A 25,661-nucleotide genomic window follows, 5' to 3' on the forward strand; every position below is an offset into this window, starting at 1 on the left:
ATCACTGCGGCAGGGCGAACTCGCACCAGACCGCCTTGCCGCCGCCCGGTGTGCGGCGGCTGCCCCACGAGGTGGCGATCGAGGCGATGATCGAGATGCCGCGTCCCGCCTCGTCGGCCGGTTCGGCCTGGCGGCGGCGCGGCAGGTGGTCGTCGCCGTCGGTGACCTCGATGATCAGCCGGCGGTCCGTACGGCGCAGTCCCAGGCGCATCGGCGGGGTGCCGTGCTGGAGGGAGTTCGCGACGAGCTCGCTGGTGGCGAGGACGCCGAGGTCGCGGAGCTCGACGGGGAAGCGCCAGGAGGTCAGGACGCCGGTGGCGAAGGCGCGGGCGCGCGGGGCGGCCTCGATGCCGCCGAGGAGATCGAGTGCGGCGTTGTGGAACAGCTCCGCGTTCGCCCCCGTACGGGCGGGGTGCTGGACGACCAGGACCGCCACGTCGTCGTCGTGCTCGGCGGTCACGCCGAGGGAGCGGATCAGCCGGTCGCAGACCACCTGGGGTGACCCCTTGGCGCCCGAGAGGGCCCGGGCCAGGGAGGCGACGCCCTCGTCGATGTCCTCGCTGCGCCGTTCCACCAGGCCGTCCGTATAGAGGACCGCGGTGGAGCCGGGCGGCAGCGCGATGGTGCCCGAGGTGTGGACCCAGCCGCCGGTGCCGAGCGGGGGCCCGGTGGGGTCGGCGGCGCGGTGGACGGTGCCGTCCTCGTCGCGGACGAGGATCGGGAGGTGTCCGGCGGAGGCGTAGACGAGCTGTCCCTCGTTCGGATCGTGGACGGCGTAGACGCAGGTCGCGATCTGGCTGGCGTCGATCTCGGCGGCGAGGACGTCCAGCAGCTGGATCACCTCGTGCGGCGGGAGGTCGAGGCGGGCGTAGGCGCGGACGGCGGTGCGGAGCTGGCCCATGACGGCGGCGGCCCGCACCCCGCGGCCCATCACATCGCCGATGACCAGGGCGGTGCGGCCCGCGCCGAGGGTGATGACGTCGTACCAGTCGCCGCCGACCGCGGCGTCGGTGCCGCCGGGCTGGTAGGTGGCCGCGATACGGAGGTCGTCGGGCTGTTCCAGCTCCTGCGGGAGCAGGGAGCGCTGGAGGGTGACGGCCGTTTCGCGGTGGCGGCGCTCGCTGGTGCGCAGGCGTTCGGCGGCTTCGGCGTGGTCGGTGACGTCGGCGGCGTAGACGAGGACGCCGTCCTCGCCGGCGATCGGGGTGCAGGTCACCGTGTACGAGCCGCCCTCGGTGGTTCTGCGGGACTTGACCGTACGGGGGGTGCCGCTGCGCAGGACCTGGTCCAGCAGCGGGAGGACGCTGAGCCGGTCGAGCTCGGGCATGGCCTCGGCGGCGGGGACGCCGGACGGGCGGGGGCCGAACGCGGCCTCGTAGGCGTCGTTGACGTACGCGACGCGGTGGTCCGGGCCGTGCAGCAGGGCGACGGGGGCGGGGAGCCGGCCGAGGATCTCGCGGGCGGAGAGGTCGTCGAGGACGGGCCCGGGGAGGCCCTCCGCCGCGGCGGTGCCGGAAGGCGCCGGGGCGGCGTCGTCCGGCTGGGCGGGCGTGGCCTGCGGCCGGGCGTACTCGGCTCGGGCGGCCGGCACGGCACTGCGGTCGTCCCGCGCGGCGGCTCGGCGCTGCGTTCCGGGGAGGCGGGCGCTCCAACGCGTGAAGTTCACGGTATTTCTGGCCTCGTGTGTCGGTCTGGTCCGCTCGGGCGGGCTGCTTCTTCTGCCGTTTCCTCGGCCGTGTTCGGGGCTCCGGGGGCCGTACCCCCGGGAAGGCGCAGCCGGGCCTCGTCGTGCTGTTGGTGCGTCGCTGCTGGTCACTGATGGTCACTGCCGACCGGGTCACTCTGTGCAGGTGTGGGCCCACCTATGGTCACACGTCCAGTGTGACCGACCGTACTGACAGTTGCCGCCCGGACGCCCGGTCAACGGCCCCTCAGCTACCGGTCCGGCCGTCTCTCGGCGGTTCTTCGGGGCCTTTCGGGCGGCTGGGGCCGGGCAGTCCCGGGGTGCCGGAACCGCCGCCGCCCGCCGCGAGTTCGAATTCGGCGCGGGGGTGCTCCAGCGAGCCGAGGGAGACGATCTCGCGTTTGAAGAGCCCGGACAGGGTCCATTCGGCAAGGACGCGCGCCTTCCGGTTGAACGTCGGTACCCGGCTGAGGTGGTACGTACGGTGCATCAGCCAGGCGGGGTAGCCCTTGAGCTTGCGGCCGTAGACGTGGGCGACGCCCTTGTGCAGGCCGAGGGAGGCGACCGAACCGGCGTACGCGTGGCGGTACTCGGTGAGCGGCTTGCCGTCGACGGAGGCGAGGACGTTGTCGGCGAGGACCTTCGCCTGGCGCACGGCGTGCTGGGCGTTGGGGGCGGTCTCGCGGCCGGGTTCGGAGGCGGTCAGGTCGGGTACGGCCGCGGCGTCGCCCGCGGCCCACGCGTGCGGCATCTCCTCGACACCGAGGGCGGCGGTGCAGCGGAGCCGGCCGCGTTCGGTGAGGGGCAGGTCGGTGGCGGCGAGCAGGGGCGCCGGTTTGACGCCCGCGGTCCAGACGAGGGTGCGGGTGGGGAAGCGGGAGCCGTCGCTGAGGACGGCGACGCGGTCTTCACAGGTGTCGAGGCGGGTCTCCAGGCGGACGTCGATGTTCCGGCTCCGCAGCTCGCCGAGGGCGTAGGTGCCCATGGCCTCACCGACCTCGGGGAGGATGCGCCCGGAGGCCTCGACGAGGATCCATTTCAGGTCGGCCGGCTTGATGTTGTGGTAGTACCGCGCCGTGTAGCGGGCCATGTCCTCCAGTTCGGCCAGCGCCTCGACGCCCGCGTACCCGCCGCCGACGAAGACGAAGGTCAGAGCGGCATCGCGGATCGCGGGGTCGCGCGTGGCGGAGGCGATGTCCATCTGTTCGATGACGTGGTTGCGCAACCCGATGGCTTCCTCGACGGTCTTGAAACCGATGCCGAAGTCGGCGAGACCGGGGATCGGCAGGGTGCGCGACACGGACCCGGGGGCGATGACGATCTCGTCGTACCCGATCTCCAGGGCCCCGGTGCCGTCCTCGCCGGTGGCGAGGGTGGTGACGGTCGCGGTCCGTTTGGCGTGATCGACGCGCTGGGCCTCGCCGATGACGATCGTGCAGTCCTTCAGGACCCGGCGCAGCGGCACGACGACATGGCGGGGCGAGATCGAGCCGGCGGCCGCTTCGGGGAGGAAGGGCTGGTACGTCATGTAGGGCTCGGGCGTGACGACCACGATCTCGGCGTCGCCGCTCTTCAGTCTCTGCTTCAACTTCCGCTGGAGACGCAGCGCTGTGTACATCCCGACGTAGCCGCCGCCGACGACGAGAATGCGCACACCTGGCCGGGTGCCGGGGGTCGTCCCCCGGGAATCTGGAGCCATCACCACCCCATGACGCAACGGAGTCAGTGGTTTGTCCACAGGCCCGGCAAATTGTGTGACCGGAGGACCGGCATCGGCGCCCGGGACCCGTCGGCGGTGGAAAGCGACAGCCGTGCAGGTCAGGCGCTACGCACGGGGTGAGCGGAGGGGCGATGCTCCGGCGTCGATCGGATCGTGGTCCGATCGGGGGGCGTCCCATGCGGAACAACCCCCTTCTGAATTGACGCGGGCTCAACTATGTTCGTAACCCGTCGGGGTGTCGGGTGCGGATTTCGTTGTGCTCCGCTCCCCGGCTGAAACGGCGGGAAGTCTCCGGGGGGAGACGTCATAACCGGGGGAAGTTATGCATATTCAGGATACTCATGGCCAGGCTGCGCTCTCGCGCGCTTCCGAGGACAAAGGACGCCTCGGCTCCGTGGGTGCGCTGGGCGTCATGAGCTCGGCCGATGCTGTTCGTTCCGCGGCCGCGGTGAGTGCGGCGGCGCTGAGTTCGGCCGCTGCCGGACCGGGCCCGAGCGGGGCGACGACCACGGGAACGGCGACGACGGGGGCCGCGGGCGCGCCGCGCTCGGCTCCGCTGCGGGTCGACGCACAGCGCAATCTGGAGCATGTGCTGCGGGCGGCCCGCGAGGTGTTCGGGGAGCTGGGTTACGGCGCCCCGATGGAGGATGTGGCGCGTCGCGCACGCGTCGGCGTGGGCACCGTCTACCGGCGGTTCCCGAGCAAGGACGTGCTGGTGCGCCGGATAGCCGAGGAGGAGACCGCCCGGCTGACCGAGCAGGCGCGCACGGCGCTGGGGCAGGAGGAGAAGCCCTGGTCGGCGCTGTCCCGTTTCCTGCGTACGTCGGTGGCGTCGGGCGCGGGCAGGCTGCTGCCGCCGCAGGTGCTGCGGGTAGGGGTCGACGGTGAGGAGCAGCCGGGTGTGCCGGCGGCTTCGGCGCCGGACCCGGTGGACGAGACCCGGGTTCCGCAGCAGCGGCAGGGCGTGGGTCAGGACGGCTTCCGCGTCGCGGGCCGGCCCTCGGGCGGAGGCGGTGACGGGCTGGCCGGCCTCGGCGAGGAGACCGGTGCGGTCGAGCTGCTGGAGGTCGTGGGGCGGCTGGTGGACCGGGCGCGGGAGTCCGGCGAGCTGCGCCGGGACGTGACGGTGGCCGATGTGCTGCTGGTCATCGCCACGGCGGCTCCTTCGCTGCCGGACGCCGCCCAGCAGGCCGCGGCTTCGGCCCGGCTGCTGGACATCCTGCTGGAGGGCCTGCGGTCGCGGCCGGCGTGACGGCCGGGGCCGACGGCCCCGCTCGTCCCGGCCCGGCCGGGGGTTCGTCCGGCCGGGGGTTCGTCCGGCCGGGGGCTCGTCCGACCAGCTCGGCCGGGGGCTCGTCCCGCCGGTGGTCGGTGGGAGCGGCGGCTCGTGCGGCCCACTGCTCGCGCTGGGCCGCCCTCGTCCCCGTATCGCTCGGACGAATCAACGGGGAGTGATTCCCCGAAAGGGGGCTCTCTAGTACTCACATTCGGGAAAACGCCCCGGATGAGTGGTTGGCGGGAGTGAGGGGCCAACACGATTGAGCCATGTGGCAGTCTTGGCCGGTATTCGGGTCCGAGGGTGTATACGGGGGCTTCCGCGATGAGCGGTAACGAGCAGCAGGAAGAGCCGCTCGGCGAGATCGCTGCGGCCGACAGGGACACGAAGGCGGACGGGCTCTCCGCCGGGCAGGTGCCGGTCCAGGCCGTGCGCGGCCCGTCGGGCGGCGAAGCCGAGGGCGGCACCGTCCTGCCCGGCCCGTGGCCCGCCGTCGCCGAGGAGGACACGTCCGGCGAGGCGGATGCGGGCATCGGCCCGCACGCGGTTCCGCAGCAGCGCGCCGGTCGCAGCGGGGCCCCCGAAACCGGTCTCTCCGACGCCCGGCTGATCGAGGACATGCGGGCGGGCGACGACCAGGCCTACGAGGAGCTGTTCCGGCGGCATTCGGGCGCCGTGCTCCGTTACGCCCGCAGCTGCTGCCGGGACGCGCACACCGCCGACGACCTGACGGCCGAGGTGTTCGCCCGCACGCTCCAGGCCGTACGGGGCGGGAAGGGGCCGACGGAAGCGGTCCGGGCCTATCTGATGACCGCCGTCCGCCATGTCGCCGCCGCCTGGACCAAGAGCGCCAAGCGGGAGCATCTGGTCGACGACTTCGCGGTGTTCGCCACCCAGGCGACCCGCTCCTCCGAGCTCTCCGACGACGACACCCTCGAACTCGGCGCCGATGTCCTGGCGATGCACGAGGCCGAGCAGACGATGGCGATGCAGGCGTTCCGGAGCCTCCCGGAGCGCTGGCAGGCGGTGCTGTGGCACACCACGGTGGAGGAGGAGTCGCCGAGCGAGATCGCCCCGCTGTTCGGCCTCACCGCCAACGCCACCGCCGTGCTGGCCAGCCGGGCCCGCGAAGGGCTCAAGCAGGCGTACCTCCAGGCCCACGTCAGCCAGGCGCTCACCACGGGCGGGGACTGCGCGCAGTACGCCGACCGGCTGGGCGCCCACGCCCGGGGCGGCCTGCGGACCCGGGCCGAACGCGGACTGCGCAAGCATCTCGACGCGTGCGCCCGGTGCCGGGTGGCCGCGGGCGAGCTGGACCATGTGAACGCGGGGATTCCGGCGCTGCTGCCCGTCGCGGTCATCGGCTGGTTCGCCGCCGGGTATTCGCTCAAGGCCGCGGGCATCGTGGCCGGCGGTGCGGCCGGGGCCGCCGGGGCGGGAGCCGCCGCCGCGGCCACCGGGTCCGGCTCGACCGGCGGGGCCGCCGGTGGAGCCGCGGCCTCCGAGGGGCTGGGCGCGCCCGCCAAGGCGGGGATCGCCGCCGCCGTGGCGGTGGCCGCCGCGGCCGGTCTGGTGTGGGCGCTCGTCGGCGACGACCAGCCGAAGCCGGAGCCCAAGCCGGTCGCGAAGCCCCCGGCCGTGGCGCCCGCCGTGCCCGCGCCGGAGCCCCCGGCGCCCGCCCCGAAGCCGGTGCCCGAGCCACCGGCCGCGCCCGCACCGCCCGCGCCACCGGCACCGGCCCCGTCCGAGCCGGCGCCGAAGCCCACGCCCAGCCCCACGCCCTCGCCCGAGCCGCCGCCGAAGCCCGCGCCCCCCGCGCCGAGCCCGCCGCCGTCCCCGAAGCCGACGCCCAAGCCGCCGAAGCCCACACCACCGCCGCCCGCGCCGGAGGTGTACCAGGTCAGCGAGTTGGCGTATTCGGTGTTCGGCGACCGGAGCGAGCCGGAAGTCGTGCTGGGGCAGAGCAGTTGGGTCTGGCAGCGGTCGAACGTGTCGATCTCCTCCACCCGTTACGCGCACGGGGTGACCGTGCACGCCCGCTCCTCGGTGACCATCCAGCTGAACCGGCCGTGCACGCGTTACGAGGCCATGGTCGGGGTGGACGACCTGACGCTCGGCCTCGGCGCGGTGCGCTTCTCCGTGTTCAACGGGGACGGGGCCCGGCTGTGGCGCTCCCCGGTGATGGAGGGCGGCGAGCCGGCCGTCCCGGTGAGCGTGGGCATCGCGGGCCAGTCCTCGATCCGCCTCGTGGTGGAGCCGGAGGGGGCGATGGGCGGGGTGGCCCTGGCCGACTGGGCGGAGTCCCGGATCAGCTGCTCCTGAGCCGTACGCGCGCCGCGCTTCCCCTGCGGCGGGTTCCGGTCAGGGCTGAAGGGTGCGCCGGGCGGGGATCACTCCGCCCGCCACCGCGCGCTGGCGCGGGGCGGCCGTGCCCGTCCAGCAGGTGCCGCGGCGGGTCACCAGGCGGCGCAGCCACAGTTCGGTGGAGGCCAGGTCCGCCAGGCCGTCCAGGGGCAGCGGTTCGCCCTCGGACGCGGCGCGCAGGGCCTTGCGGACCACCCGGGCCTCGACCAGGCCGGCGTCGGCCAGCAGCGGCGCGTCGAAGAGGGCCATCAGCTCGGGCAGCGCGGTGCGCAGACCGGTCCGGGTGACGGCGGTGGAAGTGGCCTGGGAGGGCGTGCCCCACCCGGGCGGCAGATCGTGGATGCCCGCCCCGCCGAGCACCCGGCGCAGGATCGCGGCCCGTGCGCCGGGCTGGACGCGCAGCGACTCGGGCAGGGCGCGGGCCGCCCGGACGACCTGGTTGTCGAGGAACGGGGCGTGCAGCCGCTGGCTGCGGATCTCGGCGGCCTGCTCCAGGATCCGGTGGTCGGCGGCTCCCCGGGCGAGGGCGGCGCGGGCGCGGGCCTCTCCCGGGCGCTGGACGGAGGTGGGCCGGATCGCCGCCTCCTGGAGGCGAACCGATACTTCGGCCAGTGCCTCCCCCGTCAGCCAGCGCGCCGCGGGACCCGGGCGCGACCAGGCGAGGGCGGCGAGCGAGGCGTCGGCGGGGGTGGCGAGGTCGGGGGCGTGGCGGTTGGCGTCGGGGAGGAGCCCGGCGGCGGACTCCAGGCCGGTGCGGTACGACGTACGGGCCAGGCGGCGGGCGGCTCGGTAGACCGTCAGCGGGACGAACAGCGAGTGCGCCGTGGGGCCTTCGGCCTTGGTGAGGGCGGCTACGGGGCGCAGGAGGTGGCGTCTGCGCCGGTCCATCAGGAGGTCGGCGAGGCGGGCCGGGTGCGCGTCCAGGACCTGCCGGGCCCCGCTTCCGACGAGGTGGTCGGCGCTGCCCGCGGAGAGCCGGCGGCGGTGGCGCTCGGCGAGGACGAGGGAGGGGGCCGGTTCGTCGGTGAGCGGGCCGGTCTCCAACGAGGCGTACGGCAGGGCCTCTTCGCCCGCCGCGACGACGACGTGATGCAGGCGCGGGTTGGCGGCGATGACGCGGGCCCGCTCCATCTCCCCCTCGTTGCCACGGGTGGTGAGGTCGTTGAAGGTGACGGCGAGCAGCCGCTCCCCCGCTCCGGTGCCGTGGCCGAGGAGGGTGCCGGGCAGTCCGGGCAGCCCGGAGGCGAGGAGGGCGAGGGTGGCGGACGCGCTGCCTCCGGAGAGGTCGGCACCGATGCCCGCGACGGGTCCGCCCCGCGCGGCGCGCCGGTCGGCGGGGCCCATGCCGGGGACGGGCCCCGGGTCCTGCGGCATGCTCTCCGGCGCGTGGCGCGGGGCCGTGAGCCGGGCGCGTACGGCTTCGACGAGCGCGTCCCGTACGCCCTCCACCGCGTGCACCGGGTCGGCCTGGGGTGCGGCGACCGCGAGTGAGGCGACGGCCTCGTACCCGGTGATCTCCCGCGAGCCCTCGCGCATGATCAGCGCGTGGCCCGGCGGGACCCGCCGCACGCCCTCGTAGGGCGTGCCGTCGCCGAGGGCCTCGGGGGTCTCCGGGCAGGCGAGCAGGGCGGCGAGGTGCCCGATGTCGAGCTGGGCCTCGATGAGGTCGGCGAGCGGCAGGGCGGCGGTGGCGTAGGCGGTGCCCCCCGCCCAGGGGGTGTGGAAGACGGGCCGGGCTCCGGCGAGGTCGCCCGCGACGGTGATGCGGCGGCCGATCTGCACGACGGCGGTGTAGCTGCCGGGCCAGGAGGTGAGGTGGCGCATCGCGCCGCCGCGTGCGGAGAGCAGCCCGACGCGGAGCTGTTCGTCGGTGGCGCCGCAGCAGCCGAGGACCGCGAGGCGGGCGGTGGGGGCCCCTTCGGGGGTGGCGACGCCGATGACGCGGATCTCGTCGGGGCGCCAGTCGCCGACCGCCCACAGCGGATCCGGGTCGCCCCACAGGAGTTGGGAGCCGACCGGGTGGACCGTGCGCCCCTCCCCGCCGTTTCCGACGGCGCCGACGGTGCCGAAGCTCGCGGCGATACTGCTCCATCCCACCAACCAACGCATCGCCGCCTCCACAGGCTGTGGACAAAACGGCGCACGAGATGAGCGAGAACGCCGCTGCGGGACATGCTGCCACGACAACGCCGCAGGAGAGGGTGTACGGGCAGCGCACGCCGGAAGAGCATGCGCCCCTGGCAAAGGCCCGACGCGGCCTTCACCGCGTCGACAGCAACGGAACTTCTCGTTCCGGGAGTTGTGGAGGCCGGGCCGTGCGGTCCCCGCGCCGCCCCGGCCCGCCCCCCGAGGAGGGGGAGGGGCCGGCGCCGCCCGGAAACAGCGGCGATATCCGGCCATAGTCGGACCGTTGGCCAGACCCTCACCGGACCGTCGCTATTCGGCCATTCTCTCGAAGTGCCGCCCTGCGCGCATACCCGCGCCGCGCCCCCCTGGCGACCCCTCCACGCACAGTCCGGGAGGTGGGCCTCACCTCCCGGACCGGTCCGCCGCCCGCGGGGAATGGAGCGGCGGTTTCCCCCAGCCCACTGAGTCCAGTGCAGCGGGCCGACCCACGCAGGACTCAGCCAAGCGCCACGCGACGGGACGGGCCAGAGCGCACGGCCGGGCGCACGGCCACACACCGGGAGCACGCCGGACCCCGGTCCGCACCCCCCCCGGCCCCGAAGACCCGGACCGCCCGCACGGACAACAATCCCGCCATCCGGACGTCTGCCCCTTAACGGTAGGGATAGGGAGAACTACGCTGTGTTTACTGGTGTTCTCGACAGGGGGCATATTCCTCGGGGCTCGGCCACATGCGTGTGCAGGCGGAGTACGAGGGTTCGAACCTGGGGAGGCATCGGTACGAATGCCGCGCGCCGTCCTCGGTGACGCGGCGGCCGTCTGTGTGTCGAGGGGTGGCGCATGTCCAGGGAGCAACGCGGGCCGAACGAGAAGCTCGGCACGGTTCTCGCCCTCGCGGGAATCAGTAACGCCGGGCTCGCCCGGCGGGTCAACGACCTCGGAGCACAGCGCGGTCTGACACTTCGCTACGACAAGACCTCGGTGGCCCGGTGGGTCGCCAAGGGGATGGTGCCGCAGGGCGCGGCGCCGCATCTCATCGCCGCGGCGATCGGGGCCAAGCTCGGCCGCCCGGTGCCGCTGCACGAGATCGGCCTCGCCGACGCGGACCCGGCCCCGGAGGTCGGTCTCGCCTTCCCCCGGGACGTGGGCGAGGCGGTCCGGTCGGCGACCGAGCTGTACCGGCTGGATCTGGCCGGGCGGCGGGGCGGCGGCGGGATCTGGCAGTCCCTGGCGGGATCCTTCTCGGTGAGCGCCTACGCGACACCCGCTTCCCGCTGGCTGATAACCCCCGCCGACCCGTCGGTGGCCCGGGACCCGACGGCGGCGCAGGCGGCGATCCTCGGGGCGCGCGGCACCGGGTCCGAAGGCCCCGGCACGGCCGGAGCGCACGGTCCGGGGACCGCACCGGACGCGCGGGGCGCACACATCCTCCACACCGGCGGCTCCGCACCCGGCGCGGCGGGCTCGGTCCCGGTCCAGCCCGGTCCGGAGTCGGCGGCGGACGCCTCGCCGCTGCGGGTCGGCCACAGCGATGTGTCGAAGCTGCGCGAGGCGGCCCAGGACGCCCGGCGCTGGGACTCCAAGTACGGCGGCGGCGACTGGCGTTCCTCCATGGTCCCCGAGTGCTTACGCGTCGACGCCGCACCCCTGCTCCTCGGCTCGTACACCGACGAGGTCGGACGGGCCCTGTTCGGCGCCTCCGCCGAGCTGACCCGGCTGGCCGGCTGGATGGCCTTCGACACGGGTCAGCAGGAGGCCGCCCAGCGCTACTACATCCAGGCCCTGCGCCTGGCCCGGGCCGCCGCCGACGTCCCGCTCGGCGGCTATGTCCTCGCCTCGATGTCCCTCCAGGCGACCTACCGCGGCTTCGCCGACGAGGGGGTCGACCTCGCCCAGGCGGCCGTCGAGCGCAACCGGGGTCTCGCCACCGCCCGCACCATGAGCTTCTTCCGGCTGGTGGAGGCCCGCGCCCATGCGAAGGCCGGCGACGCACCGGCCGCGGGGGCCGCGCTGAAGGGCGCCGAGAGCTGGCTGGAGCGGTCCCGGGCGGGCGACGCCGATCCGTCCTGGCTCGGCTTCTACGGCTACGACCGGTTCGCCGCCGACGCCGCCGAGTGCTACCGGGACCTGAAGGCCCCCCGCCAGGTGCGGCGCTTCACCGAACAGGCGCTGTCCCGGCCGACCGAGGAGTTCGTCCGCAGCCACGGACTGCGGCTCGTCGTCTCCGCCGTCGCCGAGCTGGAGTCGGGCAATCTGGACGCGGCCTGTGCTGCGGGCACCCGGGCGGTGGAGGTCGCGGGCCGGATCTCCTCGGCCCGCACCACGGAGTACGTGCGCGATCTGCTGCACCGCCTGGAGCCGTACGGGGACGAGCCCCGCGTCGCGGAGCTGCGCGAGCGGGCCCGCCCGCTGCTGGTCACCTAGGCCTGAACCGGATGAGGAGCCGCCCGGTGAGAACCCGCCGGGCGAGCGCCTGCCGGACGGAGTGTGCGCCACGCCCTGCCCCTCCCGGGTTTGAGCCGGTTGTCAGTGGGTCAGTGCACTATCGGGGTGGGAGGTGGCGTGATGATGACGCACGCGGCGTACGACTGCGATGTGCTGGTGATCGGCGGCGGGATCGTCGGTCTGTCGACCGCGTATGCGCTGACCCGGACGGCTCCGGGCACCCGGGTCACGGTCCTGGAGAAGGAGCGCGGCCCCGCCCGCCACCAGACCGGCCGCAACAGCGGCGTGATCCACAGCGGCATCTACTACCGCCCCGGCTCCCTCAAGGCGCGGTACGCGCTGCGCGGCTCGGCGGAGCTCGCGGACTTCTGCGCGGAGCACTCCATCGCGCACGCCACCACCGGCAAGCTGATCGTCGCCACCGAGCGCTCCGAGCTGCCCCGGCTGCACGCCCTGGTGCAGCGCGGCCGCGAGCACGGGCTGCCCGTGCGGGAGCTGGGCCCGGCCCAGATCGCGGAGCACGAACCGGAGGTCCGGGGTCTGGCGGCGATCCGGGTCGCCACGACGGGCGTCTGCGACTTCACCGCCGTTGCCACCCGCTTCGCGACCGAGGTCACGGCGGCGGGCGGCATCGTGCGGTACGGCGCGGAGGTCACCGCGATAGACCGGCGCCCCTGGGGCGTCGCGGTGCGCACGGCGGACGGCCTGGTCGTCCGGGCCAGGGTGCTGGTCAACTGCGCGGGGCTCCACTGCGACCGGGTGGCCCGCCTCGCCGGGGACGACCCGGGGGTGCGGATCGTGCCGTTCCGGGGCGAGTACTACGCGCTGGCCCGCCCCGGGCTGGTGCGCGGTCTGGTCTACCCGGTGCCGGACCCGGCCTTCCCCTTCCTCGGCGTCCACCTCACCCGGGGCTTCGACGGCTCCGTCCACGTCGGGCCCAACGCGGTCCCCGCCCTGGCCCGCGAGGGATACACCTGGCCCCAGGTCCGCCCCGCCGAACTGCTGTCCACGCTGAGCTGGCCGGGCACCTGGCAGATCGCCCGCCGCCACTGGCGGTACGGGGCGGGCGAGGTGCACCGCTCGCTGTCCCGCTCCGCGTTCACCCGGGCCGTCCAGCGGCTGCTGCCCGCCGTCACCGAGGACGATCTGCGCCCCTCGCCCGCCGGGGTGCGCGCCCAGGCGGTGCTGAAGGACGGCACACTGGTCGACGACTTCCTGATCCGCGAGGCCCCGCACACCGTGCACGTGCTCAACGCCCCGTCGCCCGCGGCGACGGCGTGCCTCCCCATCGGAAGGGAGGTGGCACGGCTCGCGCTGCGCCGGGCTCGGGGGGCGGGGTGGAAGCCGCCCGCCGTAGAATCCGGTCATTGTGTCTGAGCAGCCCCTGAACCCCACCCCCGCCGGATCCCACGACGCCGAGGCGACGCCGACCGGCCCCGCGCGGACCGGCTCCACGGCGGCCGACGCGCTCGCCGACGCCGCGAGCGAGGAAGCCGCGGCCGACGAGGCCCGGGCCGCCGACGCCACGGCCGACGAAGCCGCCGCGCTGCGGGCCGCCTCCTTCGAGCGTGCGCGCCGGCTGCGCATGGAGCCGCGCTTCCCCGGAGGCCCCGCCGCCGACCCGGCCGGTTCGCACCACGAGCGCCGGATCCGCAGCTTCCAGCCGCGCCGCAGCCGGGTGACCACCGGCCAGCAGGAATCCCTGGAGCGGCTGTGGCCGAAGTGGGGCCTGGACATCGACGGCAAGCGCGTCCTCGATCTGGCCGAGCTGTTCGACGGGCTGCCCGTGGTCCTGGAGATCGGCTTCGGCATGGGCGAGGCCACCGCGCAGATGGCGGCCGACGACCCGGGCACCGGCATTCTCGCGGTCGACGTCCACACCCCCGGCCAGGGCAATCTTCTCGGCCTCGCGGACAAGGCGGGCTCGACGAACGTACGGGTGGCCAACGGCGACGCGGTCATCCTGCTGCGCGAGATGCTGGCCCCCGAGTCCCTCGACGGCCTACGGGTCTACTTCCCCGACCCGTGGCCCAAGGCCCGGCACCACAAGCGGCGGCTCATCCAGCCCGCTTTCCTGGACCTGGTGGCGCCGGTGCTGAAGCCGGGCGCGATCGTCCACTGCGCCACGGACTGGGAGCCGTACGCCGAGCAGATGCTGGAGGTGCTCACCGCGCACCCCCGCTTCGAGAACACCGCGGCCGACGGCGGATACGCCCCGCGTCCCGCGTTCCGGCCGCTCACCCGCTTCGAGGGCCAGGGCCTGGACAAGGGGCACGTCGTCCACGACCTGCTGTTCGCCCGCGTCTGACGCACGACGGCGTACGGCCATGTCCTGGCCGGATGCGCCGTCGCCGGGTGTCAGTGCTCCTCGTTAGGGTCGAGAGGTGTCCGACCCCTCCGTGCAGCATCAGCAGGCGCACCCGGCCGTCCCGTTCCTCCACGAGCAGCGGCTCGACGAGGTCCTGGGCGCGGCGCCGGAGCGTGGCCGGGCGCGTTACCGGCCACGCCGCGTCGGCATGGTGTGGCGCAGCAAGGCGTTCCGTGCCGGGGCCGTAATCGTGGCGCTCCTGCTGTGCGGCCTGGTGATCCTCGCGCTCGTCCGCGAACAGACCGGTCCTGAGGGGTTCCTGGTCGGCCTCGGTCTGGCGGTGCTTCCGGTGCCGCTGCTGATGGCCGCCTTCCGCTGGCTGGACCGGGTCGAGCCGGGGCCCTGGCGGAATCTGATCTTCTCCTTCGCCTGGGGCGCGTGCGCCGCGGCTCTCGTCGCGATCATCGCCAACTCCTTCGCCACGCGCTGGATAGCCACCGCGACGGCCGACCCGGCGAGCGCGGACACCCTGGGGGCGACGGTGATCGCCCCCGTCGTGGAGGAGAGCGCGAAGGCGGCGGCCGTGCTGCTGATCTTCCTGTTCCGCAGACGGGAGTTCAGCGGGGTGGTGGACGGCATCGTCGTCGCCGGCTTCACCGCGACGGGCTTCGCGTTCACCGAGAACATCCTCTATCTGGGCAACGCCTTCGGCGAGGACCAGCAGATCGGCAGCTCCGGGTTCGCCTCGGTGACGGCGGGGACGTTCTTCGTGCGGATCGTCATGTCCCCGTTCGCGCACCCCCTGTTCACGGTCCTCACCGGCCTCGGCTTCGGCTTCGCGGCCGTCAGCGCCCGCCGCCACCGGGTCCGCCGGATCGCCCTGCCGGTGCTGGGGCTGCTGCTGGCCATGGGGCTGCACGCCCTGTGGAACGGCTCGTCGGCCTTCGGCCCGTACGGCTTCTACGCGGTGTACGGGATCGTCATGGTCCCGGCGTTCGCCCTGGTGACCTGGGTGGCGATCTGGTCGCGCCAGCGGGAGCTGCGTACGCTCGCCGCCGAGCTGCCCGCGTATGCGGCGGCCGGCTGGCTCGCCCCCGCCGAGCCGTCGGCGCTCTCCTCCATGCGGGCCCGGGGCATGGCCCGCGACCTGGCCCGCCACTGGCAGCAGGACCGGACCCGGGGCCGGGCGGCGGCCCGCGCGGTCGCGGAGTACGAGTCGTTCGCGACGTCGCTCGCGGGTCTGCGCCGCCGGGCCCGCCACGGCGCGGTGGGCCCGGACTTCGGCGCCCGGGAGCGGGAGTTGCTGCACCACCTGTGGCAGCGCCGGGACGTCGCGGCCCCGGCCCTGACCCACGCGGCGCGCCTCACGTCCCGCCGGGGCCCGCACCACGGCCGCCACGCCCACTCCGGACACCACGCGCCGACGCCGTACGGGTACGGCCCGGGGCAGGGCTACGGCCCCGGGCCGGGAAACGGCCACGGATACGGCCCGGCGTACGGACAGCCGTACGGACAGACCCAGGCGCAGCCGTACGGTTACGGGTACGGCGACCCCGGCTCCGTCAGGCCGACGCCTCGGTGAGCAGGGCGAGTTCCCGGTCGGTCAGCCGCAGGTCGGCGACCGCGACGAGGGCGGGGAGCTGTTCGACCGTACGGGCGGAGGCGATCGGCGCGGCGACGGTCGGCTGCGCGGCGAGCCAGGCGAGGGCCACCGTCGCGATCTCGGCGTTCCGTTCCCCGGCCACCTGGTCGAGGGCGGCCAGCACCTTGCGGCCCTGCTCCGATTCCAGGTGTCCGCCCGCCTTCGCGGACCGTGCGCTCCGAACCGTCGTACCGGGGCGGTACTTGCCGGTGAGGAAGCCGGAGGCGAGCGCGTAGTACGGGACGGCGGCGAGGCCCGCGTCGGCCGCGGTGTCCTGGAGCGCGCCTTCGTAGGTGGAGCGGGAGACCAGGTTGTAGTGCGGCTGGAGCGCGACGTACCGGGCGAGGCCCTCGCGTTCGGAGAAGGCGAGGGAGGCCGCGAGGCGCTCGGGGCTGATGTTGGAGGCGGCGATGTGGCGCACCTTGCCGTCCTTCACCAGCTGGTCGAGGGCGGTGATGATCTCCTCGACCGGGACGGTCTCGTCGTCGAAGTGCGTGTAGTAGAGGTCGATGTGGTCGGTGCCGAGGCGGCGCAGGGACGCTTCGGCCGCGCCCTTGATGGTGCCGGCGGCCAGGCCCCGGAAGTCGGGGTGGGCGCCGGCCTTGGTGGCGACGACGATGTCGGACCGGTTGCCACGGGAGGCGAGCCACTTGCCGATGACGGTCTCCGACTCGCCGCCGTGGTTGCCCTCGACCCAGGCGGAGTACGCGTCGGCGGTGTCGATGAAGTTGCCGCCGGCCGCGACGTACGCGTCCAGGACGGCGAAGGACTGTTCCTCATCCGCCGTCCAGCCGAAGACGTTGCCGCCGAGGGCGAGGGGGAAGACCTGGAGGCCGGAGGTGCCGAGGAGAGTGCGCGTGGAAGTCATGCGAGGGTCCAACGGGCCGGGCGGGGACGGTATTCCGCCGCGTACTCCGTCCGGGATTCCGCCGCGTACGCCTTCCGGGCCTGTCGCCCCCTCCCCCGGACAGACCGGCAGCCCTGACGTCGGGGGGTGTGCGTCAGGGCTGCCGGGGTTTCGGGGCGGGCCGCCGGAGAAGGGCGGCCCCGGGCCGACGGCGCGCGCCGGCCCGAGGGCTCAGACCTGCAGGCCCTTGCTGGTCAGCCAGGCCATCGGGTCCATCGCCGAGCCGCCCGCGGTGCGGACCTCCATGTGGAGGTGGACGCCGGTCACGTTGCCGGTGGCGCCCATGCGGCCGATGGTCTCGCCCGTGGTGACCTTCTGGCCGACCGAGACGTCGATCGAGGACTGGTGGGCGTACCAGATCTCGGTGCCGTCATCGAGCTGGAGCACCGTGCGGTAGCCGTACGAACCGGACCAGCCGGCCGACGTGATCGTGCCGCTGTGCACGGCCTTGAGCGGCGAACCGGCCGCCCCTGCGAAGTCGAGGCCGGTGTGCTGGCCGGAGGACCACATCGCGCCGGACTGACCGTAGGTCGAGCTGATCGTGTACGAGGAGGCCGGCAGGGAGAAGCTGGCGGCGAGCTTGGCGAGACGCTCCTCCTCCGCCTTCTTCTTCGCCGCTTCCTCTGCCGCCTTCTTCTTCGCGGCGGCTTCGGCCTCGGCCTCGCCCTGCTGCTTCTTGGCCTCTTCCGCCGCCTTCTCGGCGGCTGCCTTCTCCGCCGCTGCCTTGGCCTCGGCGTCGGCGCTGGCCTGCTGCTGCTCGGCCTGCTGGAGGATCCGGGCGCGCAGTGCCTCGCCGGCGTCGGTGCCCTGCTCGGCCTCGGCGCTGGTGAGTCCGGCGGTGGTGAGCGGCGCGGCCGCGGCGACCGGGACGGCCTCCGCGTCGTCGGACATGAAGGACCCGACGCCGGGAAGGGACTTGGCGTCGGGGAGGTTGTCCGCGATGGAATCGGGAAGAGAGATGGAGACGGGTGCCTTGTCCTGAGCGGTGGCCATGCCCCCCGCTCCGACGGCCGCTATGACGCCGACCCCGAGGACGGTGGAGCTACGGGCCAGACCACGCTGCTTGGCGACGCGGTGCCTGCCGCGCACGGGACGGATGGAGTCCTCGGTGGGATTCCACTCCCCCACGGACCGCTCGGCGCCACCGTAGCTGTCGGGGCTGAAGGGTGACGGGGCCTCAGGGGCAGGCTTGTTGGACGCCACGTGGGCGCACTCCTTTCCTTCCTTCTCGCCTACCGGGTTAGCTGACGGGTTCGGAGCAGGAAGGTCTCCTACGGGCCCCTCCGCCTCTCACGAGACGCAGGCGTCCGATTCACCCCATGTAGGTGGTTCCCCGGTTCCCTTGCGGAATTCGGCGCTCGCGCGCGGCGCCGTCCCTGACGACGGCTGTGACGACCGCGCTGCGTTATCGAACGTTAATAGACACCCGGGCCCGATTCCAAGCTGTTCCTGTTGATCATTAACGAACAGGGGTGGGAGGTACGGGGCACAAGCGGGTGGAATCGGGCGACTTGACCGGAGCTCAGCCACACGTCTTTTTCTGACGGTGTATCAAATGTTATGCGGAGCGGTGCGCTTCGATCACACACCGTGTCATCGCTCCGAGTCCGGCGGTCGGCACGTACACGCGTGGACGCGTGGGGTCGCCACGTCAGCGGGCCGCGTCCTCGTCGCCCCGGCCCACGATCTTCACCGTGGTCCGGCGCACGGGCTGCCCCTCCGCCGGCCGGCCGACCGCGATCAGCGCCATGTCGTCCGTGGCATGCCCGCCCGTGTGCAGCCGTACGTCATCGGTCAGCGCCGACAGCAGCTCCTCCGGCCCCGGGAAGATCCGGCCGCGCAGCCGGGCGGCCGGATCGTAGAAGACCCCGTTCGCGTCCCGGGCCTCGGACAGGCCGTCCGTGAAGGCGAGGAGCGTCGCCCCGGGAGGCATCGCCCACTCCTCGGCGCGGTCCGGCCACACCCCCAGCTCCATCCCCAGCGGCAGTGCGGGCACCGAGGGCGCCAGCACCTCCAGAGCCCCGTCCGCGTGGAGCAGGATCGGCTCGGGGTGGCCGCGGTTGACCAGACGGACCGTGGCCGCCCCGGGCGGGATCTCGGCCAGTACAGCGGTGACGAACCCCTCCATGGCGTCCAGCCCGTACCGTCGCGTCCCCTCACGGGCCAGCGCCCGCTCCAGCCTCTGGGCCACGCCCTCCAGCGAACGCTCCTGCTCGGCGGCCTCCCGGAACGCGCCGATGATCACCGCCACCGCGCCGACGGCGTCCAGCCCCTTGCCTCGGACGTCGCCGACCACGATCCGTACGCCGTACGGGGTGTCCGCGACGGCGTACAGGTCGCCGCCCACGAACTCGTCCGCCTGGGCCGCCTCGTACCGTGCGGCCACCTGGAGCCCGCCGGTCCGCTCGGCGGGCGTCGGCAGCACGGCCCGCATGGCGGTCTCGGCGACGGCGCGGGCCGAGGCGAGCTGCTCGTTGCCGCGCCGCACGACGCCGTTGATGACGAGGGCCAGCACCGAGCCCGTGAGCACGGTGATCATCTCGATGACCGGGACCACCTGGGTGGACGTCCCGTCGGAGATCCGCATCACGGTGACGGAGATGACCGCAGCGATCCCGGTGCGGACGGTCCGGGACAGCGAGAAGAACGGGGCGGCGATGAGCGGGGCCGCGACGAAGAGGGGGACGGCGGTGAAGTTGGGCGGGGCCAGCCAGTCGAACAGCAGTCCGCCGACGATGAGCAGGGCGGGCAGCATCCGGATGAACCGCCCGGTGCCCCGTCCACCGCCGAACGTCAGCTCCCCCTCCCGGGAACCGAACACCGCACGGCCCACGGCATCGATGCTCCCCGCCGCTCCGCTGTGCCGTCTCTCGGCCATCCCCACCTGTGCACTCCTGCCCGGTCCACCCACGGCTGCGGACGGTACCGCGCCCCGCCCAGGCTTCCCGGAGCCGCGCCGAGCGGCGACTCCGCATCGGCCGAATAGGGGGAAACCCGAGTGGCGGCCCGGCCGACCGTGGTCAGTCGGAGAGCCGGTGCTGCGCGCGGACCGTCGGTGCGTCCCGTACGAAGGCGGCGGTGCCGTCCCCGTAGCGATCGTAGTTCTTTCCGGAGCACGGGTCGGCGACATACATCCCCCCGAGCCCGATCACGTACGAACGGCCGGCCGCGGGAGCCCGGACTCCCGCAGCATCGTGGTGCGGCCCGGCGGGCGATTTCCTGAATGGACCACTCCGTGCCGGGCAACGACTCGGGCCCGGCACGCTGTCTGCGTGCCGGGCCCGGATCTTCAGTAGCGGGGACAGGATTTGAACCTGCGACCTCTGGGTTATGAGCCCAGCGAGCTACCGAGCTGCTCCACCCCGCGTCGGTAAACACAACTGTACGGCATTCCCGGAGTGCGGCTGACCAATTGCTCCGGGCATCCCCCCGGCACGTCCGTTACGGCGAGGTGGCGCCGGAGACGCGCAGGGCCGAGCACCCGGCCGTCGGGACCTGCGGCGGGAGGAGGCGGCACCAGGAGCCGTCGAGTCGCATGGCAGGGCGTTCGGGCCTGGCGTAGCGTGAAATTCAGGGGTGGGGTTCGGCATGTGAGCTTCTTACGTGCACCGTCCGATTTGCCGGGAGGTCGCGGCATGGCACGGGGTATCCGTAACACCATCGGACTGATCTTGGCGGTCGTCGGCGCTGCCGCAGCTGTCTGGGCGCCCTTCCGCAACTGGTACGAGGGGCGGCTCGGACACGACTTCCGGGTCTGGGAGCTCTTCACCGGGGCCGGCATCACGGACTCGGGTGCGGGGCTGTTCGCCTCCATGTTTCTCCCTCTCTTCGTCGGGGCGCTCCTCACGGTTCTCGGCGTCGCGTTTCGATCGCGGCTCCTCGTCCTGATCGCGGGAATCATCACGCTCGGATTCGCCGTCCTCTGGATGGTCCGGCAGGCACAGGCGCAGGGCAGCCTGACCGTCACGGGCGACGGTGACGGGCTCGGCAGCGGCGTGGGACTGGCCCTGCTCGGCGGTCTCCTCATGCTCATCGGCTCGGCCGTCATGAGCGGGCGCGAACGCCGGGCGGTGCGAAACGCCCGCCATGAACGGGAGCAGCGAGGGCGCGACGCTCTGGACCGCGAGGAGGACACGGAGCGCCACCGCACCGGAGTCGAGCAGTCGTACGGTACGGCCGCCCGGGACGGGGCGGCCGGAGGCGAGACCGACCGAGCCGGTGCGACCGAGGCACGCCCCGACACCGACGCCGGCCCCGCTCGGGGCACGTCGGCCCAGGGCGACTCCCAGCGGCGCTTCGGTCGTCCTCAGGAGCAGACGTCGCCGCCGCGCGGCCGACCGGTTCCGGCGAGGGACGCCGGCGGCGAGCCCGGGCGGGGGGAGACGGACCGGACCCAGTACGAGCAGAGCGACCGGGCCAAGGGATCCGAGCGCCCCGAGGACGGCCCGTCGGGCAGGAGGTACCCGGATCGCGGAGACCAGTCGTAGGCGCACTGCCGCGCCCATCTGCCCGGATCGCGTATTCCGTCCGGATCCGGGTAGGTGAGCATGGTGCCGGCGGGTCTCCGGCGGCACCTTCTGGGGCAGGGGAATCATCGCAATGCCGATATCCACAACCGCTCCGGCTCCGGTCACCGCCGCGCCCCTCCCGGCGCTCCCGCAGATCCGCGACCCTCGCAAGGTGGCGCCGAGGGACGCCCGCGCTCTCAGTTCCGTCTTCTTCGAACGGCTGCAGGTGCTGGAAGAGGGCACGCATGAGTACCGGTACGCACGGAACACCCTGATCGAGACGAATCTGTCTCTGGTCCACTTCGCCGCGAGACGGTTCCGCAGTCGCGGCAACGGCGAGATGGAGGACATCGTCCAGGTCGGAACGGTCGGCCTGATCAAGGCGATCGACCGGTTCGACCTCAGCCGGGAGGTGAAGTTCACCTCCTTCGCCATCCCCTACATCGTCGGGGAGATCAAGCGGTTCTTCCGCGACTCCACCTGGGCCGTCCACGTACCGCGTCGCCTGCAGGAGCTGCGCGTCACGCTCGCCAGGACCAAGGAGGAACTCGCCGGAAGACTGGACCGGGATCCCACCGTCCCGGAACTCGCCCGCCATCTCGGGTTCAGCGAGGAGGTGATCATCGACGGTCTCGTCGCCTCGAACGGGTACACCGCGGGATCCCTGGACGCTACTGTCGGAGGCGAACGGAACAGCGCGTCGATCGTCACCCACGGTGATATCGAGGGGGACGTCGACCCCGCCATCGAGAAGGTCGAGAACCTTCAGACGCTGGCGCCCCTCCTCGCGGACCTGAACGAGCGCGACCGTTCCATCGTGGCCCTGCGCTTCGGCCAGGAGATGACCCAGTCCGAGATCGGCTTGCGGCTCGGCCTCTCCCAGATGCACGTCTCCCGGCTCCTGGCCCACCTCCTCGACCGGCTCCGCACCGGCATGCTGACGCAGAACTGAGCGGGATCGCGCGAACTCCACGCTGACCGGGCGGTGTGGAGCACGTACAGATACGTCTCGCCCTGACGCACCGGGTGCTGCCCGCACCCACCGCCTGGCCTGGTTGCCCTCAACGCCTCGCACGGTGAGCAGCGGCCCACCCCTCCGGGGTGCGGAGTCCGTACGCAACGCCGGTGACCGTCCAACGGCTGCCCGATGCCAGCCACGAGAGGTTCGTTCTCATGACCGCAGAAGTCTCCGTCAGCCCCGAGCGGACGACCGGGAGCGATTTCGCCCGGCTGTCCAAGAGAATCGTCGACCAGGGTCTGATGGCTCGGCGCCCCCGCTACTACGCGGTCCGCATCGTGGCCGTGAGCGCGCTGTACGTCGCCGGCTGGACCGCGTTCGTCCTCGTCGGCGCCTCCTGGTGGAACCTGGCCGTCGCCGTCTTCCTGGCCGCGGTCTTCGGCCAGGTGGCGCTGCTGGCCCATGACATCGCCCACCGCCAGGTCTTCCGGCTGCGGAAAGCGAGCGAGAGGGCGGGGCGCGTCGCCGCGAACGTCGGCATCGGCATGGGCTACGGCTGGTGGCAGGACAAGCACACCCGCCACCACGCCAACCCCAACCACGAGACGCTCGACCCCGACATCGAGCCCGATCTGCTGGTCTGGTCGCAGGACCAGGCCCGAGCGGCCAAGGGCCTGCCCCGGCTGATCGGCCGCTCGCAGGCGTACCTGTTCTTCCCCCTCCTCACTCTGGAAGCCTTCAACCTGCACGTGTCGGGGCTGCGGGCGCTGGCCGACCGTTCGCTCAAGCACCGCCTGCTGGAGGGGGCACTGCTCGTGGCGCACTTCGCCGTCTACCTGACGGCTCTCTTCCTGGTGCTGCCGCCCGGCATGGCGATCGCCTTCCTCGCCGTCCACCAGGGCCTCTTCGGTCTGTACCTCGGGTCGGTGTTCGCCCCCAACCACAAGGGCATGCCGATCCGGACCGGCAAGGACCGCCCGGACTTTCTGCGCCGCCAGGTTCTGACGTCACGCAACGTCCGCGGCAACTGGTTCACCGACATCGTCCTGGGCGGGCTGAACTACCAGATCGAGCACCATCTCTTCCCGAGCATGCCCAGCCCCAACCTGCGCAGGGCCCAGCTCGTCGTCCGCCGCTACTGCGAAGAGCTGGATGTCGCCTACCTGGAGACCAGCCTGATCGCCTCCTACCGGCAAGCACTCCGCAGCCTGCACCAAGCAGGCGCTCCCCTGCGCCGGACCGAGGCACGCGCCGCCTGATCGGTGGTCCGAGGCACGCGGCGTCTGATCGGTGGTTCCTGACCCGCCCGCCGGACCGTACTCACTCACCGCGACAGCGCGACGCGCCCGGCGCCCGACTCCGGGCGCCCCGCAGACGTACGACTCCAGGGCGGACCACGTGAAGCACACCACCGCTCCACCGTGGCGGCGCCCCCGGCAACGCTGCCGTACCGAAGACGCCTCGACAGGGCGACCTGTGGGCTCAAAGCCTCTCTGCCTGGGCGGCTGGGTTCCCCGCCGCACAGAGCTCAAACGCATGGCCTCTTCTCCTGCTGGGACCGGGGGACACGGCTCTCCACACCCGATCGCCCCGGCAGCCGTCTGCGAGGATGCGGGCATGGACGTCCGGAGCAGGAACCACGTCGAGGTGACCGGGCGGACCGACGGACCGTTGGACGGTCACGTCGCCGATGCCCTGGAGACCATCGGGGAGCCGGCACCGGGGCCGGTCGCGTTCGGGGGGCATTCGGTGAGCGCGATGGCGGCCGTGCCGGCCGCCGCGCGCGAGCCGGAGGCGTTCGCCGGGACAGCACCGTGATGTGTGAGACCGGCGACGCGGCGGACGGCAGGGACCAGGCACCGCTGGACGAGGAGGCCCGTTTCTCCGAGCTGCTGGAGGACAGTGCCGAGGAGCTCTACGAGCACGCCCCGTGCGGCTACCTCTCCACCTTGCTGGACGGGCGGATCGCCAAGGTGAACAAAACGCTGCTGGACTGGCTCGGCTACCAGCGCGGCGATCTGGTGGGCCGCATGGCCTTCTCCGACCTTCTGACCGTCGGCGGCCGGCTGTATCACGAGACCCACTTCGCCCCGCTGCTGCAGATGCAGGGCCGGATCAGCGGCATCGCCCTGGAACTCAAGGCGGCCGACGGCTCCCGCCTGCCCGTCATGGTCACCTCGACAGTCAAGACAGGCAGCGACGGACAGCCCCTGCTGATCCGCACCACCCTCTTCGACGCCCGCGACCGCCGCGCCTACGAGACGGAACTGCTGCGGGCCCGCCAGGAAGCCGACCAGGAACGCGACCGCCTCAAGCTCCTGAACACCACCCTTCAGAAGACGCTGCTGCCCCCCACGCTGGCGAACGTGCCCGGCCTGGACGTCGCGGCGCACTACCACATCGCTTCCGTCGACGAGGTCGGCGGCGACTTCTACGACCTGTTCCCCCTGGCCGCCGGGACCTGGGGCCTGTTCCTCGGCGACGTGTGCGGCAAGGGCGCCGCCGCGGCCGCCGTCACCTCTCTGGCTCGCTACACCCTGCGCGCCGCCGCCGTCTACGACCCGGACCCGGCCGCCGTACTCACCAACCTCAACACCGTCCTCAACCACGAGTACCAGGGCACCGACCCCCGTTTCTGCACCGTCGTCTTCGGCGTGCTCACCCCCGACACCGACCGCGGCGGCTTCCGCGTCACCCTCGCCAGCGGCGGCCACCCCCCGGCCCTGCTGATGCGCGCCGACGGTACCGCCGACTACCTGCCCACCCCCGGCGGACAGCTCATCGGCGCCCTGCCCGACGCCCACATCGCCACGACCGCCGTCCACCTCGCCCCCGGCGACACGCTTCTCCTGCACACCGACGGCCTCACCGAAGCCCGCACCACCGCCGCCGGAGACCAGGACCGCTACGGCGACGACGCACTCCTCGACTTCGGCCGCCACCTCGCCCCCACCACCGCGTCGGACACCATCGGCGCGGTCCGCGATCTGCTCCACACCTTCGGCACCGGCGTGGACGACGACACAGCCGTCCTCGCCATCCACGTCCCCCAACCCCTCAGTGAAGAGCAGCAGTGACCCGGTACTTGACCCTCAGCACCCGCACCACCGCCGCCGGCACGGTCATGGAACTCACCGGGGAACTCGACCACCACACCGCACCCCGGGTCCGCGACGCCCTCCCCGGGCTCACCCTGCGCCCGGGGCAGCAGCTCGTCATCGACCTGGAGGGCATCACCTTCTGCGACTCCAGCGGAATCACCGCCCTGATCGCCGCCCACAACCACGCCCTGGCCGCCGACGCGGCCATCGCGCTGGCAGCCCTCCCCCGACACCTCGCCCGGATCATCCGCATCATCGGCCTGGACCCGGTCTTCCCCGCCCATCCCACCGCACGGGACGCCGAGCACGCCTGGCGAACAGACGGGGACTGACCCGGCGTGCCATGGAGAGAAAAGACGGAGCGCCCCGACCGGCCGAAACCGACCGGGGCGCTCCCTCGCAGGTCGGAGGAGGTCTCCCCGCCCTGCTGCCGGTAGGCCGTGTGGGACTCGAACCCACAACCAACGGATTAAAAGTCCGCTGCTCTGACCAATTGAGCTAACGGCCCCTGCGACATCACCCCCCGAGCATAGCCCGCCCGGTCCCGGCAGCCGATCCGGTATCGGTCTTGGGCCCGTCGTGGCCTGTTCCCGGAGTCCGGCGCGGGCCCCGGACAGGCAT

General features: G+C 73.1%; 18 protein-coding genes, 2 tRNA genes, 1 pseudogene and 1 riboswitch. Of the genes and pseudogenes, 12 read left to right on the forward strand and 9 right to left on the reverse strand.

Going from position 1 to position 25,661, the window contains the following annotated elements:
* Position 1: 1 nt before the first annotated feature.
* Both RNL97_RS15260 and RNL97_RS15265 read right to left on the reverse strand, forming a co-directional pair.
* Positions 2–1,666, reverse strand: a complete 1,665-nt coding sequence (locus tag RNL97_RS15260) for an ATP-binding SpoIIE family protein phosphatase (protein WP_313750796.1) — start codon at positions 1,664–1,666, stop codon at positions 2–4.
* A gap of 265 nt (positions 1,667–1,931) precedes the next feature.
* Entirely contained in the window at positions 1,932–3,383 is a 1,452-nt protein-coding gene (locus RNL97_RS15265; protein WP_199814217.1) for an NAD(P)/FAD-dependent oxidoreductase, read from the reverse strand.
* A 343-nt stretch (positions 3,384–3,726) separates the two neighbouring features.
* On the opposite strand from RNL97_RS15265, the gene RNL97_RS15270 reads away from it, so the two are divergent.
* Both RNL97_RS15270 and RNL97_RS15275 read left to right on the forward strand, forming a co-directional pair.
* Positions 3,727–4,656, forward strand: a complete 930-nt coding sequence (locus tag RNL97_RS15270; RefSeq protein ID WP_390332227.1) for a TetR/AcrR family transcriptional regulator — start codon at positions 3,727–3,729, stop codon at positions 4,654–4,656.
* Positions 4,657–5,004: 348 nt separating this feature from the next.
* A complete protein-coding gene (locus RNL97_RS15275) occupies positions 5,005–7,002 on the forward strand; it encodes a sigma-70 family RNA polymerase sigma factor (RefSeq protein ID WP_243314345.1) in 1,998 nt (665 codons plus the stop codon).
* Between the two features lie 39 nt (positions 7,003–7,041).
* Here the strand turns inward: RNL97_RS15275 and RNL97_RS15280 are convergent, their stop codons facing one another.
* Positions 7,042–9,153 carry an asparagine synthase-related protein gene (locus RNL97_RS15280; RefSeq protein ID WP_030585504.1) on the reverse strand — a complete coding sequence of 704 codons (2,112 nt, stop codon included), beginning with the start codon at positions 9,151–9,153 and terminating at the stop codon, positions 7,042–7,044.
* A gap of 858 nt (positions 9,154–10,011) precedes the next feature.
* Between RNL97_RS15280 and RNL97_RS15285 the strand changes: the two genes are divergently transcribed.
* The 4 genes from RNL97_RS15285 to RNL97_RS15300 all read left to right on the forward strand — a co-directional run bounded on the left by RNL97_RS15285 (position 10,012) and on the right by RNL97_RS15300 (position 15,506).
* Positions 10,012–11,595 (forward strand): sporulation protein, encoded by a 1,584-nt coding sequence (locus RNL97_RS15285; protein WP_313750798.1) that lies wholly within the window; start codon positions 10,012–10,014, stop codon positions 11,593–11,595.
* Between the two features lie 141 nt (positions 11,596–11,736).
* Positions 11,737–12,993: an L-2-hydroxyglutarate oxidase gene (gene lhgO / locus RNL97_RS15290; protein WP_313750799.1), complete on the forward strand. Its 1,257-nt coding sequence runs from the start codon at positions 11,737–11,739 to the stop codon at positions 12,991–12,993.
* A complete protein-coding gene (trmB, locus tag RNL97_RS15295; protein WP_030585512.1) occupies positions 12,986–13,924 on the forward strand; it encodes a tRNA (guanosine(46)-N7)-methyltransferase TrmB in 939 nt (312 codons plus the stop codon). The genes lhgO and trmB overlap by 8 nt, the downstream gene beginning before the upstream one ends.
* A gap of 76 nt (positions 13,925–14,000) precedes the next feature.
* Entirely contained in the window at positions 14,001–15,506 is a 1,506-nt protein-coding gene (locus tag RNL97_RS15300; RefSeq protein ID WP_313750800.1) for a PrsW family intramembrane metalloprotease, read from the forward strand.
* Here RNL97_RS15300 and RNL97_RS15305 read toward each other — a convergent pair.
* From RNL97_RS15305 to RNL97_RS15325, 5 genes and pseudogenes are all read right to left on the reverse strand, one after another.
* A complete protein-coding gene (locus RNL97_RS15305) occupies positions 15,487–16,434 on the reverse strand; it encodes an aldo/keto reductase (protein WP_030585517.1) in 948 nt (315 codons plus the stop codon). The two genes, RNL97_RS15300 and RNL97_RS15305, sit on opposite strands and share 20 nt — an antisense overlap.
* Positions 16,435–16,644: 210 nt before the next feature.
* Complete coding sequence (locus RNL97_RS15310; protein ID WP_030585520.1) at positions 16,645–17,676, reverse strand: M23 family metallopeptidase; 1,032 nt, start codon at positions 17,674–17,676, stop codon at positions 16,645–16,647.
* Positions 17,677–17,688: 12 nt separating this feature from the next.
* Positions 17,689–17,840: riboswitch (cyclic di-AMP (ydaO/yuaA leader) on the reverse strand.
* A 284-nt stretch (positions 17,841–18,124) separates the two neighbouring features.
* The gene (locus tag RNL97_RS15315) at positions 18,125–19,351 is read right to left on the reverse strand and encodes a PP2C family protein-serine/threonine phosphatase (RefSeq protein ID WP_030585523.1); all 1,227 of its coding nucleotides are present in this window, start codon (positions 19,349–19,351) and stop codon (positions 18,125–18,127) included.
* A 142-nt stretch (positions 19,352–19,493) separates the two neighbouring features.
* A pseudogene (locus RNL97_RS33110) lies at positions 19,494–19,649 on the reverse strand (TipAS antibiotic-recognition domain-containing protein); the annotation flags it as partial.
* A 117-nt stretch (positions 19,650–19,766) separates the two neighbouring features.
* A tRNA-Met gene (locus tag RNL97_RS15325) sits at positions 19,767–19,840 on the reverse strand.
* Positions 19,841–20,108: 268 nt separating this feature from the next.
* On the opposite strand from RNL97_RS15325, the gene RNL97_RS15330 reads away from it, so the two are divergent.
* The 6 genes from RNL97_RS15330 to RNL97_RS15355 all read left to right on the forward strand — a co-directional run bounded on the left by RNL97_RS15330 (position 20,109) and on the right by RNL97_RS15355 (position 25,372).
* Positions 20,109–20,960, forward strand: a complete 852-nt coding sequence (locus RNL97_RS15330) for a hypothetical protein (protein WP_063834865.1) — start codon at positions 20,109–20,111, stop codon at positions 20,958–20,960.
* A gap of 112 nt (positions 20,961–21,072) precedes the next feature.
* On the forward strand, positions 21,073–21,933 hold the full coding sequence (locus RNL97_RS15335) for a SigB/SigF/SigG family RNA polymerase sigma factor (protein ID WP_030585531.1): 861 nt from the start codon (positions 21,073–21,075) through the stop codon (positions 21,931–21,933).
* Between the two features lie 221 nt (positions 21,934–22,154).
* Positions 22,155–23,198 carry a fatty acid desaturase family protein gene (locus RNL97_RS15340; RefSeq protein WP_313750802.1) on the forward strand — a complete coding sequence of 348 codons (1,044 nt, stop codon included), beginning with the start codon at positions 22,155–22,157 and terminating at the stop codon, positions 23,196–23,198.
* A gap of 358 nt (positions 23,199–23,556) precedes the next feature.
* Positions 23,557–23,757 carry a hypothetical protein gene (locus tag RNL97_RS15345; RefSeq protein ID WP_390332240.1) on the forward strand — a complete coding sequence of 67 codons (201 nt, stop codon included), beginning with the start codon at positions 23,557–23,559 and terminating at the stop codon, positions 23,755–23,757.
* A complete protein-coding gene (locus RNL97_RS15350) occupies positions 23,757–25,016 on the forward strand; it encodes a PP2C family protein-serine/threonine phosphatase (protein WP_030585540.1) in 1,260 nt (419 codons plus the stop codon). Before RNL97_RS15345 ends, RNL97_RS15350 begins: the two co-directional genes overlap by 1 nt.
* Positions 25,013–25,372, forward strand: coding sequence for an STAS domain-containing protein (locus tag RNL97_RS15355; protein WP_313750803.1), 360 nt, complete (start codon positions 25,013–25,015; stop codon positions 25,370–25,372). The genes RNL97_RS15350 and RNL97_RS15355 overlap by 4 nt, the downstream gene beginning before the upstream one ends.
* 102 nt (positions 25,373–25,474) lie before the next feature.
* Here RNL97_RS15355 and RNL97_RS15360 read toward each other — a convergent pair.
* Positions 25,475–25,548, reverse strand: a tRNA-Lys gene (locus RNL97_RS15360).
* Positions 25,549–25,661: the final 113 nt, after the last annotated feature.

Source organism: Streptomyces parvus, assembly GCF_032121415.1.
GTDB lineage: Bacteria > Actinomycetota > Actinomycetes > Streptomycetales > Streptomycetaceae > Streptomyces > Streptomyces globisporus_A.